The organism is Microbacterium sp. zg-Y625 (assembly GCF_030246925.1).
GTDB lineage: Bacteria > Actinomycetota > Actinomycetes > Actinomycetales > Microbacteriaceae > Microbacterium > Microbacterium jiangjiandongii.
Map to the genome: position 1 here is coordinate 2,463,149 of NZ_CP126740.1, position 15,701 is coordinate 2,478,849.

Here is a 15,701-nt window from a genome sequence, read left to right on the forward strand (position 1 = left end):
AGCGACACCACAACAGGAGAACTCACCGGAACAGGACGATCCCCGCGGGGACGCCCTGTCTCGGTGAGTTCTCCTGGTTCCGGGAGCGGATGCCGGCAACGGGATGCCGCGCGGAAGGCGGATGCCGGCGCCCGAGCGTGCGGGATGCCGCGCCGCGGCATCCCGCCCGTCAGCGGCGCACGATCAGGGCGCCCGGCTGGATGGTCGCCAGGATGTCCGTGGTCTCGCCGACCTCTTCGCCGTCGATCTCGAACGGCAGCGGGCGCGGCAGCGTGACCCGCACCGAGACGGCCTGCCGGTGGCGGGTGGTGGCGGTGTCCACGGCACTGTCATCGCGGGTGACCGCACGACGGATGCCGTTGTCCCAGACCACGGATTTCAGCGCGTCCAGCCACTGCAGGCCCTCGGGGCCTTCGCCGCCGACGAGCACGACGTCCAGCAGGCCATCGTCCGGCTCGGCGTCGGGGAGGATGCGCAGGCCGCCCTGCACGGTGCCGCAGTTGCCGATCAGCACGGTGTGCGCGGGCTCGGTCGCCGGCGGGTCGGCGTCGAACACCACGGTCGTCTCGACGACATCGGTCGCCGCCATCGCCCGACCCAGCGCCCCGACGTAGGCGAGCCAGCCGGCCTTCTCCTTCGCCTCTTCATCGGTCTCCGCGAGCATCTGCGCATCGATGCCGAAGCCGGCCATCACGAGGAAGATGAACTCCTCGCCCCGGTCGTGCAGGTTGATGTGGCCGATGTCCAGCGGCGACTCGTCACCGTCGATCGCGCGCTCCAGCGCCCGGGGGATGTCCCCGAGCGTGATGCCCAGGTTGCGGGCCAGCAGGTTCCCCGTGCCCTGGGGCACGATGCCGAGCGGCACATCGGTGCCGGCGAGCGCCGCGGCCACATCGCGCAGCGTGCCGTCGCCGCCGACGGCGACGACCAACTCACAGCCGTCGGACAGCGCCTGCCGGGTGACGCCCTCTCCGGCATCGTCGACCGTGGTCTCGTACCACTGCACCTCGACCGGCTCCTCCCGCGCAGCGAGCGCGTCTTCGAGTGCGGAACGCTCCACGCGCGTGGGATTGAAGACGATGCCGATCATCCCCCCACTCTGGCTCACGGCGGGTGCGGCCGCCAGCATGACGCGGGGGCTTGACACGCGGCGACGGCCTGCCGCACCCCCGGGGACGGGCCGCCCTGGCATTGTGGCCTGACCACAGGGCATAATGGACAGGTGAGCACCCGACCCGCCGGCTACAGCGCCATCTCGAGCTACTCTCGCGTCGAGATCCTGCACCTCATCCAGGAGCGGCCGCAGCGCACCGTGGCGGAGCTCGTGAGCGCGACCAAGCTGCACGCCAACACGGTGCGCGAGCACCTGCAGCGGCTCATCGACGACGGGTACGTCGTGTCCGAGACCGAGCACCGCACCACGCGGGGGCGACCCCGGGTGCTGTACAGCGCCGCGGACGGCGGCCGGTCATTCAGCCCGGTGCAGCAGCGAAAGGTGCGCGAGGCCGCGCAGCGGGGCGATCTCATGCGAAGGGTGCTCCCGAGCGAGCTGCCGCCGGAGCTGACCACCGAGGCGCTGCACCAGGTGGATGCCCTCGTGGAGAACCTCGCCGACGCCGGCTTCGACCCCCTGGTCAACGAATCCGAGCTGACCATCGACCTCACCCCGTGTGCGCACGCCGAGGTGCAGGCCGAGCACCGTCAGGTGCTGTGCTCGGTGCACCTGGGGCTCATGCAGGGCGTGATCGCCCAGGCGGGCGGCCCGCTCACCGTCGACGGCATGCGCTCCTCGTGCGACCCGCGCGAGTGCATCGTGCAGCTCTCCACGCGAGGCTGAGCTCCGCCGCGGCACCCTCTCCTGCACGATGCGGAGGGTGGCATTCAGCGTGCCCGCACGCCACCTCGGAGGCGGTCTTCCCCCCGCAAATCTGAGGTATTCTCGTAGCAAGCCCGCGTGGTCTGACCACAGCCGGGTTTATTCACGGCGCCACGCCGGGAAGGGTGAGCATCGGGCTCATTACCTTCAGCGATAAGAAACCCCTTCCGAGGAAGGATCCCGATGGATCTGCTCGACCCGCTGCTGCTCGCCCGCTGGCAGTTCGGACTGACGACGCTCTACCACTACCTGTTCGTGCCCCTCACGCTGGGGCTGGCCCTGGTCGTCGCCATCTTCCAGACGGTGTGGCACCGCACGGCCAACGTCGCGTGGCTGCACCTGACGCGGCTGTTCGGCAAGATCTTCCTGATCAACTTCGCGATGGGCGTCGTCACGGGAATCGTGCAGGAGTTCCAGTTCGGCATGAACTGGTCGGCCTACTCGCGGTTCGTCGGCGACGTCTTCGGAGCGCCGCTGGCTTTCGAGGGCCTCATGGCCTTCTTCTTCGAAGCCACCTTCATCGGGTTGTGGATCTTCGGATGGAACAAGCTTCCGCGCGCCCTGCACCTGTTCTCCATCTGGATGGTCGTGTTCGGGTCGACCCTCTCGGGTTACTTCATCCTCGCCGCCAACGCCTTCATGCAGAACCCGGTCGGCTACGAGATGGCCGCCGACGGCAGCCGGGCCGAGATGGTCGACTTCTGGGCAGTGCTGACCAACCCCGTCGTGCTCGCCGCCTTCCCGCACACGATCTTCTCGGCGTGGATGTTCGCCGCCGCCGTCGTCATCGCCGTGAGCGCCTGGCACCTGGCACGCGGGCAGCACCTGGAGACGATGCGCCGCTCGCTGCGCTTCGGCATGTGGTTCATGATCATCTCGTTCGTCGGTGTCGCCATCTCCGGCGACCAGCTGGGCCTGGTGATGGTGGACACGCAGCCGATGAAGATGGCGGCCGCCGAAGCGCTGTGGGAGAACGCCTGCGGGGCGGATGCCTCGTTCTCACTGTTCTCCATCGGCACCCCCGACGGCTCCGAGGAGATCTGGTCGCTGCGCGTGCCCTATCTGCTGTCGTTCCTGTCGACGCACACGTTCGACGGCTGCGTCGAGGGGCTCAACGACCTGCAGGCGCTGTACACCGAGCAGTTCGGTGCGGGCATCGACTACATGCCCGTCGTCTGGGTCACCTACTGGTCGTTCCGCTGGATGATGGGCCTGGGCGGCATCGCCACCCTCATCTCGGTCGCCGGTCTCTGGCTCACCCGCAAGAAGGCCACCCGCCCCGTGGCGGGCTGGATGTGGAAGGTCGCGATCTGGTCGGCGCCGCTCCCGCTGCTGGGAAGCCTGGTTGGCTGGGTGTTCACCGAGATGGGCCGCCAGCCCTGGATCGTGTTCGGTCTCATGCTCACCGAGGACGGCGTCTCGCCGAACGTCCCCGGCTGGACCGTGCTGATCTCGCTCATCGCGTTCACCCTGATCTACGCCGCGCTCGCGGTCGTCGAATTCGGTCTCATCCTCAAGGCTGCGCAGAAGGGCCCGGACCCGCTGCCGGAGCCCGGCGCGGAGGATGACCAGCCGACCTCGATCGAAGACACCCCGACGACGGTCTACTAGGAGCACGTCATGGATCTCGCGTACATCTGGTTCTTCATCGTCGGAGTGCTGTTCGTCGGCTACTTCGTGCTGGACGGGTTCGACTTCGGCGTCGGCATGTCCCTCCCCTTCCTCGGCAAGAACGAGGTCTCACGCCGTCAGGTCATCAACACGATCGGACCCGTCTGGGACCTCAACGAGACCTGGGTCATCGTCGCCGGCGCGTGTCTGTTCGCCGCCTTCCCGGAGTGGTACGCCACCCTGTTCAGCGGCTTCTACCTGGCGCTGCTCCTGATCCTGCTGGCGCTCATCGCCCGCGGCGTGTCGTTCGAGTACCGCCACCAGCGCGACAGCCTGCGGTGGAAGCGCAACTTCGACCGCATGATCGTCATCGGCTCGGCCGTGCCGGCGTTCCTCTGGGGTGTCGCGGTGGCCAACATCGTGCAGGGCGTTCCGCTCGACGCCGACCACGAATTCATCGGCTCGCTGCTGACCCTGCTGAACCCCTACGGCCTGCTCGGCGGTCTCACCACGCTGCTGCTGTTCTTCACCCACGGCGTCTACTTCGTGGCGCTGAAGACCGACGGCCAGGTGCGCTCGGACGCCCGCGCCCTCGCCGCGAAGTCCGGCGTGCTGACGATCGTCGTCGCGGCGGCCTTCCTGGTGTGGACCATCGCCCAGGCCATCACCGCCGACGCTCCGCTGCTCATGCTGGCGATGGCGTGCGCCGTGATCGCGGCCCTGCTGCTGATCGCCGCGGTCGCGGCCAACCGGCGTGACCGCGAGGGTTGGGCCTTCGGTTTCGGCGCCGGCACGGTGATGTTCGCCGTACTGACGCTGTGGCTGGCGCTGTTCCCCAACGTCATGCCATCGACCATCGACGCGGCGAACAGTCTGACGATCGAGAACGCCTCGAGCACGGACTACACGCTCACGATCATGACGTGGGCCGCGGTGGTCTTCCTGCCGATGGTGCTGCTGTACCAGGGCTGGACCTACTGGGTGTTCCGGAAGCGCGTCACCCGCGCCGAGATCGAGAAGGCTGCGGCAGCAGCCCACTGAACCCGGCCGCCCCGGTCGTCGGGCCGCGCGATCCGCGCGCCGGGCCGGGGCGGGCCGCTGTCATGAGCGCGCCGCCCGACGGCGCACTCGCGTGGGAGGATCGATACATGGCTTCGCAGGACGCGGACGCACCGCCGCGTGTGGGCGGCCGACCCCTCGACCCCCGACTGCTGAAGTACGCCCGCGCATCGCGATCGTTCTTCGTGGCGATCGCGACGATCGGATTCGCGCAGACCGTCGTGATCGTCACGTTCGCGTGGCTGCTCACTCGCGCGATCGTCGGCGCGATCGACGGGATGCCGTGGGCAGAGCTCTCCGGCATCCTCGCCTCGCTCGCGGGGGTCATCGTCCTCCGCGCCGCGCTGCTGTGGGTGCGGGAGACCGTCGCTGCCCGCGCCTCGGCCCGTGTACAGGCGCAGCTGCGCGCAAACCTCATCGGGGCGGTGGACGAGCTCGGCCCCGGGTGGCTCGCGCGCCACAATTCGGCGCACCTCGCCGTCACCGCCGGGAGGGGTCTCGACGCCCTCGACGCGTACTTCGCGCGCTATCTTCCGCAGCTGGCGCAGACCGCCATCGCGACACCGATCATCATCGCCGTCATGTGGTGGATGGACTGGATCTCAGGACTCACCGTGGTCCTGACGATTCCGCTCATCCCCGTCTTCATGATCCTGATCGGCATGGCCACCCGTGCCGTGCAGGACAAGCAGTGGCAGACCCTGCGGCAGCTCGCGGCCCGCTTCGCCGACACCGTGCGGGGGCTGTCGACCCTCACCGTGTTCGGCCGACAGCACCGCGCCGTGACCTCGATCCAGCGGATCACCGAGCGCTACCGCGACGAGACGATGCGGGTGCTGCGCGTGTCCTTCCTCTCGGGCTTCGCGCTCGAGCTGCTCGCAAGCCTGTCGGTGGCGATCATCGCCGTGTCCATCGGCTTCCGTCTGCTCGAGGGCGAGCTGGCGCTGCTCATCGGGCTGTTCGTGCTGCTGCTGGCCCCGGAGGCGTACCTGCCGCTGCGCCAGGTCGGCGTGCAGTTCCACGCCGCCGCCGAGGGCGTCTCAGCCACCGACGACGTGTTCGCCGTGCTCGACGAGGCCGCCGCCCGACGCCAAAGTGGGCGGCGCGACACCCGATCCTCGGGAGAAGATGCTGCCGCAGAGGCCGGTGGTGCGGCATCCGGCCCGCTCGTGCTGCGCAACCTGCGCGTGCGGTACGGCGAGCGCACGCTGGCTCCGGTGGATCTGCGGGCGGATGCCGGCGAGCTCGTGCTGCTGGAAGGACCGAGCGGCGCGGGAAAGTCCAGTGTCTTCGCTGCCCTCCGCGGCGCTGCCGGTTTCGACGGCGAAGCGACGCTCGGCGGTGTGCCCGTCACCCGCCTGCGCCCCGACCGGTGGCTGGCGTGGGCGGGGCAGCAGCCCGGCCTCATCTCAGGAACCGTCGCTGAGAATGTCGCACTGGGCGAACCCGCCCCGGACCCCGCGACGGTCGCGCGCGCGCTGACCCTGGCCGGAGCCGTCGACATCGACCCGGCGCGCGAGCTGGGCGTGCAGGGGGCGGGGCTGTCGGGCGGGCAGGCGCAGCGCGTCGCCGTGGCGCGCGCGATCCACCGGCACCTCTCGGGTGCGGCATCCGTTCTCGCCCTCGACGAACCGAGCGCGGCCCTCGACGCGCAGACCGAGGACCTGCTGTGGCGGAGCCTGCGCGGGCTCGCCGACGCCGGCGCCACGGTGCTGCTCATCTCCCATCGCACCACCGCCCGCGCCTACGCCGACCGGGTCGTGCGCCTGCAGACGGCGGTGGTGCCGGCATGACCACCACGACCACGACCGCTGCTCCCGTCACCGCTGCGGACGTCCTGCGCGGCGCCATGCCGCCGGCCCGCCGCTTCTGGCGCGCGGCCGCGTCGGGGTTCGCGACCGAGGCGTCGGCGGTGGCCCTCCTCGCCGTCAGCGCGTGGCTCATCGTCCGCGCCAGCGAGCAGCCCGCCGTCATGTACCTGACGGCGGCCGTCGTCGGCGTGCGCGCCTTCGCGCTGTCGCGGGCCGCCTTCCGCTACCTGGAACGCGTCACCGCGCACGACGCTGCCCTGCGTCAGCTCGCCACCACCCGCACGGCCCTCGTGCGGCGCCTCATCCCCCTCGCGCCCGACGGACTCACCCGCACACGGCGCGGTTCGGTGCTGGGCGCGCTCGTCGATGACGTCGACGAGCTGCAGAACCTGCCGCTGCGCGTCGTGGAGCCCCTCGTCGCGTCGGCCGTCGTGGCCCTCTCGGCCGTGGTGTTCGTCGCGTTCGTGTCGTGGCCTGCCGCCCTCACCCTGCTGGCCTGCCTCATCGTGGCCGGACTCGTCGCGACGCTCTGGGGATGGGCCGCGGGCGGCCGTGCCGAACGGGCCATCGCTCCTCTGCGCGCCCGACTGGCCGACGCCGTGACCGACCACCTGGGAAGCCTCGACGTGCTCGTGGCCTACGGCGCAGAGTCCGAGAGCCGCGCGCGCATCGCCGAGGCCGACGCGGCCGTCCGCCGCGCGGTGGTCCGCCGCGCCGGCGCCCAGGCGGCCACGACCGCGATCGTCTCGCTGCTCGCGGGGGCGGCGTCGCTGCTGGCGGTCGCCGTGACGGCCCCGGATGCCGCAGCGCTCGGCGGCCCCGCACTGGCCGTGGCGGTGCTCGTGCCGATGGCCGTGTTCGAGGTGTTCGGCGCCGTGCCGCTGGCCGCCGCGGCCTGGCGGCAGGTGCACGCCTCGGCGGAGCGCATCGCTGAGTCCGTGCCCGCCGACATCCCCGCCGGGCTCGTCCGCGATGCGGCGCCCGCCACGGGTGAGGCGCCGGCGCTCGGCGACGGACTGCGCCTGCGCGCCGTGGCGGCGACATGGCCGGGTGCCACCACGCCGTCGATCAGCGGGATCGACCTCGACGTGCGCGCCGGCGAGCGGGTACTCGTCGTGGGATCCAGCGGCGCCGGCAAGACGACCCTCGCCCACGTGCTGGTGCGCTTCTTGGACTGCACCGGCACCTACGAGATCGGCGGCCGCTCGGTGCGCGAGATGTCGCCCGACGACGTGCGCCTGACGGTGGGGCTGTGCGAGCAGCAGCCGATGCTCTTCGACGAGGACATCCGGCAGAACCTGCTGTTCGCCCGCGACACGGCCACCGACGACGAGCTGACGGCGGTGCTCGAGCGCGTCGGCCTCGGCCCGTGGCTGGCGGACCGAGGCGGCCTCGACGCCCGCGTCGGCGAGCGCGGCGCTCTCCTCTCCGGCGGACAGGCGCAGCGCATCGCGCTGGCGCGGGCCCTGCTGCACGGCTTTCCGCTGCTGGTGCTCGACGAACCCACCGCGGGCGTCGACCCCGCGGCATCCGACGCCCTCCTCACCGACCTGCTGCAGGCGGTCTCGCCCGACCAGGCCGTCGTGCTGATCTCCCACGTCGCCGTGCCCGACGGGCTCGTCGATCGCGTGGTGCGGCTCGATGCCGGCCGGGTGCGGTGACCAGGCCTCAGCCGGACAGCACGACCCACAGCGCGATCCCGGCGGCCATCGCGCCCAGTCCGACGACGGTGTAGCCGATGATGAGGCCCGCGCGCGCATAGCCGCGCCCGGCCTCGCCGGTGCGCGCGATGTCACGCAGCGCCAGGTGGGCGAAGACGATCCCGAGCGGTGCCAGCACGAAGGCGAACACGAACCCGAGCAGCGCTTTGCTGTTGACCGCCCCCGTGGGGTGTTCGCCGCCCGTGGGAGTGGAAGCCGCCGCGTGCGCGGGATGGGATGCCGTGGGCTCGGGGGATGCCGGGAGCGCGGGGGATGCCGTGCGCGCGGAAGATGCCGGGAGCGCGGGGGATGCCGTGGGAGCGGAAGACGCCGGGAGCGCGGGGGCCGCACGGGGCGTGACGTCGGCCCACCAGGCCCGCGTGCCCGCGGAGGGTTCGGCGCCCTGCGTGAGCGCTGCACCGGCGGCCACCGCCGCGCGCCACGCGTCGGCATCGGCCGAGAAGGCGAGCGGATGTGCTCCTGAGTCGCGTCGCCGGCCCGCCGGGAGGTCGGTGACGCCGGCAACCGCCGGTGCGGCCACGGCCGGCGTCGCGCGACGCCCCCCGGCCACGACGCCTGCCCATTCGATGAGGGCCGGGTATGCCCGGGGGTGTGCTGCGATCTGCTCGGCGTAGTGCGGAAAGTCGCGCGCGATCGAGGCGAGCTCGTGGGGCGAGGTCTCGGCGCGGTGCAGTGCCGCCCAGGCATCCGCGGATTTCCACCCATCGGTGGGGCGCACAGTGGCGGCGGTCATCGCGTTCCTCCTGGCATCCAGTGCACCATCGCCCCCCTCGAGAGCGCGATGGGGACTTCTCCCCATCGTCGGCGCGACGCCGTTCCTCACAGGTCGAGGCTGAAGGCCTGCACTCCCTCGTGCGACGGCACGCGGGTGAACCCGAGGCGGTCGTAGAAGGCCAGCGCGCCCGCGTTGTCGGCGGAGGCGACCAGGTGCAGCCCGCGCACGCCGTCAGCGCGCAGCGCCTCCACGATGGTGTCGATGAGGCGGCGCCCCCAGCCCTGCCCCTGGAAATCAGGCAGCAGGTCGATGTGAAGGTGGGCCGGGTGGGTGTCGCCGTAGGGCTCCGCCCCCGCCCGCCGGCCGTAGGCGTAGATGAGGGTGCCGTCCTGCCGGGTCAGCTCGGTCTGCGGCCGCGGCCAGCGGTCGGCGAACTGCGGCCACCACTCGTCGGCGAACCAGTCCTCGAAGTCACGGGTGTCGGGAGTCGCCACGACGTATCCGCCGACGCGTCCGTCGTCGGCCTCGACCACGAACGAGAACTCGGGATGCCGCGCCACGTACGGCAGCACGAACACCTCGGCCCACAGGTCGTCGTCGGCGAAGACGCCGGTGGCATCCGCGCCGGCGTCCGCGGTGCGCAGGCAGATCTCGGCGAGCGCAGCCTCGTCGCCGGGGCGGTAGGGACGGATCCGGGTCACCGGAACATCCTGGCACGAGGCGGATTCGGTCAGGGGCGAGACGCGCGCGCCGACGCGTGCGAGGATCACCCCGAGGCTCGTCGTCGAGCCGCCGAGGAGGTCACGCCGTGAGCGATCGCACCCTTCCGACCGACGCCGTGCGCGAGTGGGCGATGACCCTGTGCGAGCGTTTCGATCTCGTTCCCGACGACATACCCGTCGCGCTGCTCCTCGCTCTCGCCGACGACACCGCCGCCGCCGTCTCATCGGCGGCCGCCCCGGTCAGCGCCTTCGTGGCGGGACTGGTGGCCGGGCGGTCGGGCGGCACCTCTGCGGACACGCACGAGGCGGCTGGCGCGATCACCACCCTCGCCGAGGCGTGCGCGGGTCGCGCGGAGCGCTGACCGGACTCGCCAGCGCCGCGGTGGCGCTGCCGCGGCCCTGCCGCGGCGCTGCGGCGGTCGTCAGGCGCCGCGCACCGCGCGTCCACGCCCGGCGGATTCGGCCTCGGCCGTAGCTGTGATGCGGTTCGCCATGCCCCGGAAGACGAAGCCGTGGAAGGGCAGTACCGCGAGCCAGTAGAGCCGGCCCGCCAGACCTCGAGGGAAGAACACGGCGCGCTGGTCGTAGCGCGACCCGCCGTCGTCGGGCGTCGATCGCAGCTCGAGCCAGGCCTGCCCCGGCACCTTCATCTCCGCGCGCAGGCGCAGCATGGTGCCCTCGTCGACCGTCTCGACCCGCCAGAAGTCGATGGCGTCGCCCGGCGCGACCCGCGAACGGCTGCGTCGTCCGCGCGCCAGGCCCACGCCGCCGGCGGCCTTGTCCATCCACCCGCGCACCGCCCACAGCAGCGGCGTCGAGTACCAGCCGTTGTCGCCCCCGATGCCGCTGATCACGCCCCACAGCCGCTGCGGATCAGCAGAGGTGAGGGCGGAACGCTCGTCGGTGTACGCGGTGCGCCCGGCCCAGTCCGGATCCGAGGGCAGCGGGTCCGAGGGAGCGCCGAGCACCTCGGCATCCTGCCAGCTCGTCTCGACGTCGTCGGACTCGACGCGGCCGAGCGCGAGGCGCACCGCGCGCCGGTAGGGGGTGAGGCCGCCCGAGGGCGGCGGGATGAGGTCGTCGACCGCTCGGTCGTCCATGACGCACTCGTTCTGCAGCGAGGCGACGAGCGGCCGGGCGATCGCCCGCGGGATGGGCGTCACGAGGTTGACCCAGTGCGAGGCGAGTCCCGGCGTGAACACCGGCAGCGACGCGATCGCCCGCTGCGGCAGTCCGGCCTCGGCGGCGTACCCGTTCATCATCTGCCCGTACCGCAGCACGTCGGGCCCGCCGATGTCGACGGCGCGGTTGACGTCGGCATCCACCCGCGCCGCCCCGAGCAGGTAGTGCAGCACATCGCGCACGGCGATCGGCTGGATGCGGTTGCGCACCCAGCGCGGTGCGGGCATGTACGGCAGCACTTCGGTGAGATGGCGGACCATCTCGAACGAGGCCGAGCCCGAGCCGATGACCACGCCCGCCTGGAGCACCAGGGTTGGCACACCGGAGGCGAGGAACACCTCCCCCACGGCGACACGCGAGCGCAGGTGCGGCGACAGGTCGCCGCCATCCGGATGCAGGCCGCCCAGGTACACGATGCGGCCGACGGATGCCGCGGCGGCTGCCGCAGCGACCGTCTCGGCCGCGCGCAGGTCCGTGCGGTCGAAGCCGGGACCGGCCGCCATCGAGTGGACCAGGTAGTACAGCACGTCGACGTCGCGCACCGCTTCGCGCACCGCCTCGGGGTCGTCGGCGGAGCCGGTGACCACGTCGACGGCCTCGCCCCAGGGGAAGGCCACCACCCGGTTGGCGTCGCGGGCGAGCACGCGCACGCGGTAGCCGGCCTGCCGCAGGCGCGGCACCAGGCGCCCGCCGATGTAGCCGGTGGCGCCGAGCACCAGCGCCCGGGGCGCCGAGCCGTCGGGGCGCGGCACCGCGCGCAGGTCCGGTTCGTCCCCCGTGGGGGCAGTCAGTTCGCTCATGCGGCGACGCTACGTCGCGGCATCCGCCCGCGCCACATGCCCCCGTCCCCTCCCCCGCGCTGCCGAGTGAGTATTCGCGTCGCCGAGTGAGTATTCGCGTCGCCGAGTGAGTATTCGCGTCGCCGAGTGAGTATTCGCGTCGCTCTCGCACGCCGCTGCGCGCGCGATATCGCACTCGCGCACGCCGTGCCAACCCCGCGCAGACCGGGCGGATGCCGCCGTAACGTACCCGGAACGTACCCGAACGGACACGTCCGTGGCGCCCACGCGGCGCGAGAACGCCGGAGGACCCATGACCAGACAGGCAGAGACGACCGCATCCGAAACCCCCAGGCTCCAGGTTGACGACGTGATCGTCGTGAACAAGAAGCGGGTGCGCACAGCGATCGGCGGCACAGTGGTCGGCAACTTCATGGAGTGGTTCGACTTCGGCATCTACGGCTACCTGGCCGTCACTCTTGCCGTGGTCTTCACCGAGGACCTGCCGGAACCCTGGGGCCTGATGGTGACGCTGTTCGGCTTCGCCGTGTCGTTCCTCGTGCGGCCGATCGGCGGGCTGGTGCTCGGGCCGCTCGGCGACAAGATCGGTCGCCAGCGGGTGCTGTTCTTCACGATGGCACTGATGGCGGTCGCGACGGCACTCATCGGCGTACTGCCCACCTCGGCGCAGATCGGCCTCTGGGCCATCATCCCCCTCTATCTCCTGAAGATGGCGCAGGGGTTCTCCACCGGCGGCGAGTACGCCGGCGCCACCACGTACGTCGCCGAGTTCTCCCCCGACCGCCGCCGCGGCTTCTGGTCGTCGTGGCTCGACGTCGGCTCGTACGTCGGTTTCGCCGCCGGGGCCTCGGTGGTGGCGCTCACGACGCTGATCACCGAGAACGTGTGGGGCCCGACCGCGATGGTGGACTTCGGCTGGCGCATCCCCTTCCTCCTGGCCATCCCCCTCGGCGCTGTGGCGATCTGGTTCCGCCTGCGCATTCCCGAGACGCCCGCATACGAGACGGCCGTCGAGCACGAGACCGCCGTCGGCGACGACGACCCGCTCGCGCGTCATGGCGTTCTCGGCATCCTTCGCCACCACTGGCGCCCCGTGCTCATCGGTGTCGCGATCGTCGCGGCGACGAACACCGCCGGCTATGCCCTGACCAGTTACATGCCGACGTACCTTGAACGAGAGGTCGGCGTCTCCAACCTGACCGCAGCGGTGGCGACAGTGCCGGTGCTGCTGATCATGTCGGCGTGCCTGCCGCTCATCGGGCTGCTCAGCGATCGCATCGGCCGTCGGCCCGTGTACCTCATCGCGGCCGGCTCGACGCTGGTACTCATGGTGCCCGCCTTCGCGGTCATGCAGATCGGTGAGATGTGGGCCGTCTTCCTCGCGCTCACGATGGTCGCCGTGCCGGTCGCCTTTTACGTCGCCGTGGCCGCGTCGGCGTTGCCGGCGCTGTTCCCGACGGCATCCCGCTTCGGCGCGATGGCGATCGCCTACAACGTCTCGGTCTCGCTCTTCGGTGGTACGACGCCGCTGTTCAGCCAGGGACTGATCGAGCTGACCGGCAACACGTTCATGCCCGCGTTCTACATCATGTTCTTCGCCTTCATCGGCGGCATCGCGATGCTGACGATGAAGGAGACGGCGCAACGGCCGCTGCTGGGATCGGTGCCCACGGTCGAGACCGCCGCCGAGGCCGAGGCCGTGGTCGATCGCCAGGACGAAGACCCCCTGATCGACACGTCGACCATGCCGTTGCCCATCCACCGCCCCGCCGAGTGAGTATTCGCGTCGCCGAGTGAGTATTCGCGTCGCCGAGTGAGTATTCGCGTCGCCGAGTGAGTATTCGACGCGAATACTCACTCGAGGCACCGAATACTCACTCGAGGCACCGAATACTCACTCGAGGCGCCGAATACTCACTCGGGAGCGGGATCAGGCGGGGACGGCCACCGGCTCGGCGCGGCGGCGGAGCTCGGCGCGCAGCGGCACGGCGAAGGCGGATGCCACGACCAGCGCCATCCCGGCGCCGACCAGCCCGCCGCCCACGGTGTCGCTCAGCCAGTGCGCATGGAGGTACGTGCGGCTGAACGCCATCAGCACGAACCACACAGTGCCGGCGATCACCACCCACAGCCGCGGGAACAGCACCGCAGCCACGACGGCGATCGTCGCGGCGTTCGCCGCGTGCCCCGAGGGAAAGGAGCCGTAATCGCTGATCACCAGGATCTCCTCCGGCCGCACCCGGCCGAAGAACCCCTTGAGCAGTTGCACGCCGGCGGCGCTGAAGATCGATGCCGCCACGAAGTACAGCGCCCCGAGGTAGCGACGCGTCAGCACCAGCAGCAGCGCTCCCCCGATCGGCACCACGAACACGCCGACCACTCCGCCGCCGAGCCAGTTCATGGCCTGCGAGAACAGCACGAGCGGCTCGACCCGCCACCCGACGAGTGCCTGGTTCCACCAGTCGTCGAGCACGAACGGCTCGGGGCCGCGCTGCAGGATCCACGCTCCCAGCCCGCAGGCGAGGGCGATGAGCACGAGACCGGGCAGGAGCAGACGGGCTACCGGACGGTTCAGGGATTCCATCGCATCATTCTGGGATGAGCGCCGCCCCGGCGGAGGGGGCTTGCGGAGGACTCGCCGCGCGGGCTACGCGGACCCGCCCGACCGCGCCCTCGCGAGGACCTCCCGCCCGCGCGCCCCTGCGAGGATGCCGAAGGCCGTGCGCTACGGCGCGAGCTGCTCGACCGTCTTCGGCCGCACGACCAGCCACAGCGCCAGCACGCCGATCACGGCGCACCCGACCATGACCGAGGCCATCGTCGTCGGCGTGATCCCGGCATCCCCCGCAATCCACCCCACGAGGGGCGAGACGAGGCCGGCCACGCCGAAGTTGACCGCGCCGAGGAGCGACTGTGCCGTGCCGGCGGCCTTGCCATGGCGGTCCAGCGCCAGCACCTGCGCGCACGGGAAGGTGAACCCGCATGCGGTCATGAAGACGAACAGGGGCACCATCACGCCCCAGATGCCCGCGCCGAGGGCGTCGCAGACGACGATGGCGGATGCCGCGACCACGAGAGCCGCGGTGGAGAAGGCCATCACCCACTGCGGACCGAAGCGTGCGGCCAGCCGCGATGCGGTCTGCACACCCAGAACGACCCCGACCGAGTTGATCGCGAACAGCAGTCCGTACTGCTGCGGGTTGAAGCCGTAGGTCTGCTGGAAGAGGAACGAGGATGCCGAGAGGTACGAGAACAGACCGCTGAAGGTCATGCCGCCGATGATGAGCACCCCGATGAACACCCGGTCTCCCAGCACGGAGCGATACCGCTGCAGCACGGTCGTCGATCCCTGCTCGTGGCGGCGGGACGGAGGCAGCGTCTCGGGAATGAACGCCACCGCGCAGGTGAGCATGACGACGCCGTAGATCGCGAGGGCCACGAAGATGCCGCGCCAGGGCACGACGGTGAGCAGGGCCGATCCGATGAGCGGGGCGACGACGGGCGCGACGCCGGAGACCAGGGCCAGCCGGCTCAGCATGATCACGAGCCGGCGGCCGCCGAAGAGGTCGCGCACGATGGCCGCCGCCACGACGCCTCCCGCTGCCGCGCCGGCTCCCATGAGGACGCGCGCGAGCATGAGCAGCTCGAGACTCGGGGCGAGAGCGGCCGCCATGCTGGCCAGCACGTGCAGGGCGGTCACAATGATGAGCGGCACCCGGCGGCCCATCTTGTCACTGAGCGGACCCACGACGAGCTGGCCGAGGGCGAAACCGATCATCGTTCCCGTGAGGGTGAGCTGGATCGCCGCCGCGGAGGTGCGGAAGTCCGCTTCCAGCACCGGGAACGCCGGAAGGTAGAGGTCCACCGTGAAGGGGCCGAGCGCGGTGAGCGCGCCCAGGAGGATCACATAGAGCACACGGCGCCGGGTGGACAGCGAGTCTCCGGGGTGCCTCACGATCGGGCCCGTGGCGGGGTGGGCACCGTGGGTGCGGATGGCGCCGGTGGGAGCGCGGCGCTCGCTGCGGATGGCACCGGTGGTGGCGGGGCGCCTGGTGTGGGTGATGTCGGCGGCGGGGACGGTGGGAACGGGCGAAGTATCGAGCACGGTATCCAGTGAGTCGCGGCGAGAACCGTCGAAACGATTCGAGAACCGGATGAGTCTAGCTCCTTCCCAGCCCTGTGCCTATGCATGCGAATAGGCTGA

Annotated in this window: 13 protein-coding genes; 7 read left to right on the top strand and 6 right to left on the bottom strand. The window is 71.1% G+C overall.

The window, feature by feature from the left end:
• Window positions 1-169 precede the first annotated feature (169 nt).
• Window positions 170-1,090 carry a diacylglycerol/lipid kinase family protein gene (locus tag QNO14_RS11435; protein ID WP_257494190.1) on the bottom strand — a complete coding sequence of 307 codons (921 nt, stop codon included), beginning with the start codon at window positions 1,088-1,090 and terminating at the stop codon, window positions 170-172.
• A 132-nt stretch (window positions 1,091-1,222) separates the two neighbouring features.
• On the opposite strand from QNO14_RS11435, the gene QNO14_RS11440 reads away from it, so the two are divergent.
• The 5 genes from QNO14_RS11440 to cydC all read left to right on the top strand — a co-directional run bounded on the left by QNO14_RS11440 (window position 1,223) and on the right by cydC (window position 8,018).
• On the top strand, window positions 1,223-1,837 hold the full coding sequence (locus QNO14_RS11440) for a helix-turn-helix transcriptional regulator (RefSeq protein ID WP_257494189.1): 615 nt from the start codon (window positions 1,223-1,225) through the stop codon (window positions 1,835-1,837).
• 222 nt (window positions 1,838-2,059) lie between these two features.
• Window positions 2,060-3,487, top strand: coding sequence for a cytochrome ubiquinol oxidase subunit I (locus QNO14_RS11445; protein WP_257505406.1), 1,428 nt, complete (start codon window positions 2,060-2,062; stop codon window positions 3,485-3,487).
• Between the two features lie 9 nt (window positions 3,488-3,496).
• Window positions 3,497-4,528 (top strand): cytochrome d ubiquinol oxidase subunit II, encoded by a 1,032-nt coding sequence (cydB, locus tag QNO14_RS11450; protein ID WP_257494187.1) that lies wholly within the window; start codon window positions 3,497-3,499, stop codon window positions 4,526-4,528.
• Window positions 4,529-4,635: 107 nt separating this feature from the next.
• Window positions 4,636-6,339 carry a thiol reductant ABC exporter subunit CydD gene (gene cydD / locus QNO14_RS11455; RefSeq protein ID WP_257505408.1) on the top strand — a complete coding sequence of 568 codons (1,704 nt, stop codon included), beginning with the start codon at window positions 4,636-4,638 and terminating at the stop codon, window positions 6,337-6,339.
• Complete coding sequence (cydC, locus tag QNO14_RS11460) at window positions 6,336-8,018, top strand: thiol reductant ABC exporter subunit CydC (protein ID WP_257505409.1); 1,683 nt, start codon at window positions 6,336-6,338, stop codon at window positions 8,016-8,018. Before cydD ends, cydC begins: the two co-directional genes overlap by 4 nt.
• A 7-nt stretch (window positions 8,019-8,025) precedes the next feature.
• Here the strand turns inward: cydC and QNO14_RS11465 are convergent, their stop codons facing one another.
• Together QNO14_RS11465 and QNO14_RS11470 are read right to left on the bottom strand one after the other, a co-directional pair.
• Entirely contained in the window at window positions 8,026-8,811 is a 786-nt protein-coding gene (locus QNO14_RS11465; protein ID WP_257505410.1) for a DUF4190 domain-containing protein, read from the bottom strand.
• A gap of 86 nt (window positions 8,812-8,897) precedes the next feature.
• Window positions 8,898-9,494, bottom strand: coding sequence for a GNAT family N-acetyltransferase (locus QNO14_RS11470; protein WP_257505411.1), 597 nt, complete (start codon window positions 9,492-9,494; stop codon window positions 8,898-8,900).
• Between the two features lie 107 nt (window positions 9,495-9,601).
• Between QNO14_RS11470 and QNO14_RS11475 the strand changes: the two genes are divergently transcribed.
• Complete coding sequence (locus QNO14_RS11475; RefSeq protein ID WP_257494182.1) at window positions 9,602-9,877, top strand: DUF6457 domain-containing protein; 276 nt, start codon at window positions 9,602-9,604, stop codon at window positions 9,875-9,877.
• Between the two features lie 60 nt (window positions 9,878-9,937).
• On the opposite strand, the gene QNO14_RS11480 is transcribed toward QNO14_RS11475, so the two are convergent.
• Window positions 9,938-11,497, bottom strand: a complete 1,560-nt coding sequence (locus tag QNO14_RS11480; protein ID WP_257505412.1) for an SDR family oxidoreductase — start codon at window positions 11,495-11,497, stop codon at window positions 9,938-9,940.
• Window positions 11,498-11,789: 292 nt separating this feature from the next.
• Here QNO14_RS11480 and QNO14_RS11485 point away from each other — a divergent pair, with 292 nt between their 5' ends.
• Entirely contained in the window at window positions 11,790-13,274 is a 1,485-nt protein-coding gene (locus QNO14_RS11485) for an MFS transporter (protein WP_257505413.1), read from the top strand.
• A 153-nt stretch (window positions 13,275-13,427) separates the two neighbouring features.
• Here QNO14_RS11485 and QNO14_RS11490 read toward each other — a convergent pair whose 3' ends face one another.
• Both QNO14_RS11490 and QNO14_RS11495 read right to left on the bottom strand, forming a co-directional pair.
• Window positions 13,428-14,081 carry a phosphatase PAP2 family protein gene (locus tag QNO14_RS11490; RefSeq protein WP_257505414.1) on the bottom strand — a complete coding sequence of 218 codons (654 nt, stop codon included), beginning with the start codon at window positions 14,079-14,081 and terminating at the stop codon, window positions 13,428-13,430.
• Window positions 14,082-14,222: 141 nt separating this feature from the next.
• Window positions 14,223-15,602, bottom strand: a complete 1,380-nt coding sequence (locus tag QNO14_RS11495; RefSeq protein ID WP_374113928.1) for a multidrug effflux MFS transporter — start codon at window positions 15,600-15,602, stop codon at window positions 14,223-14,225.
• Window positions 15,603-15,701 lie beyond the last annotated feature (99 nt).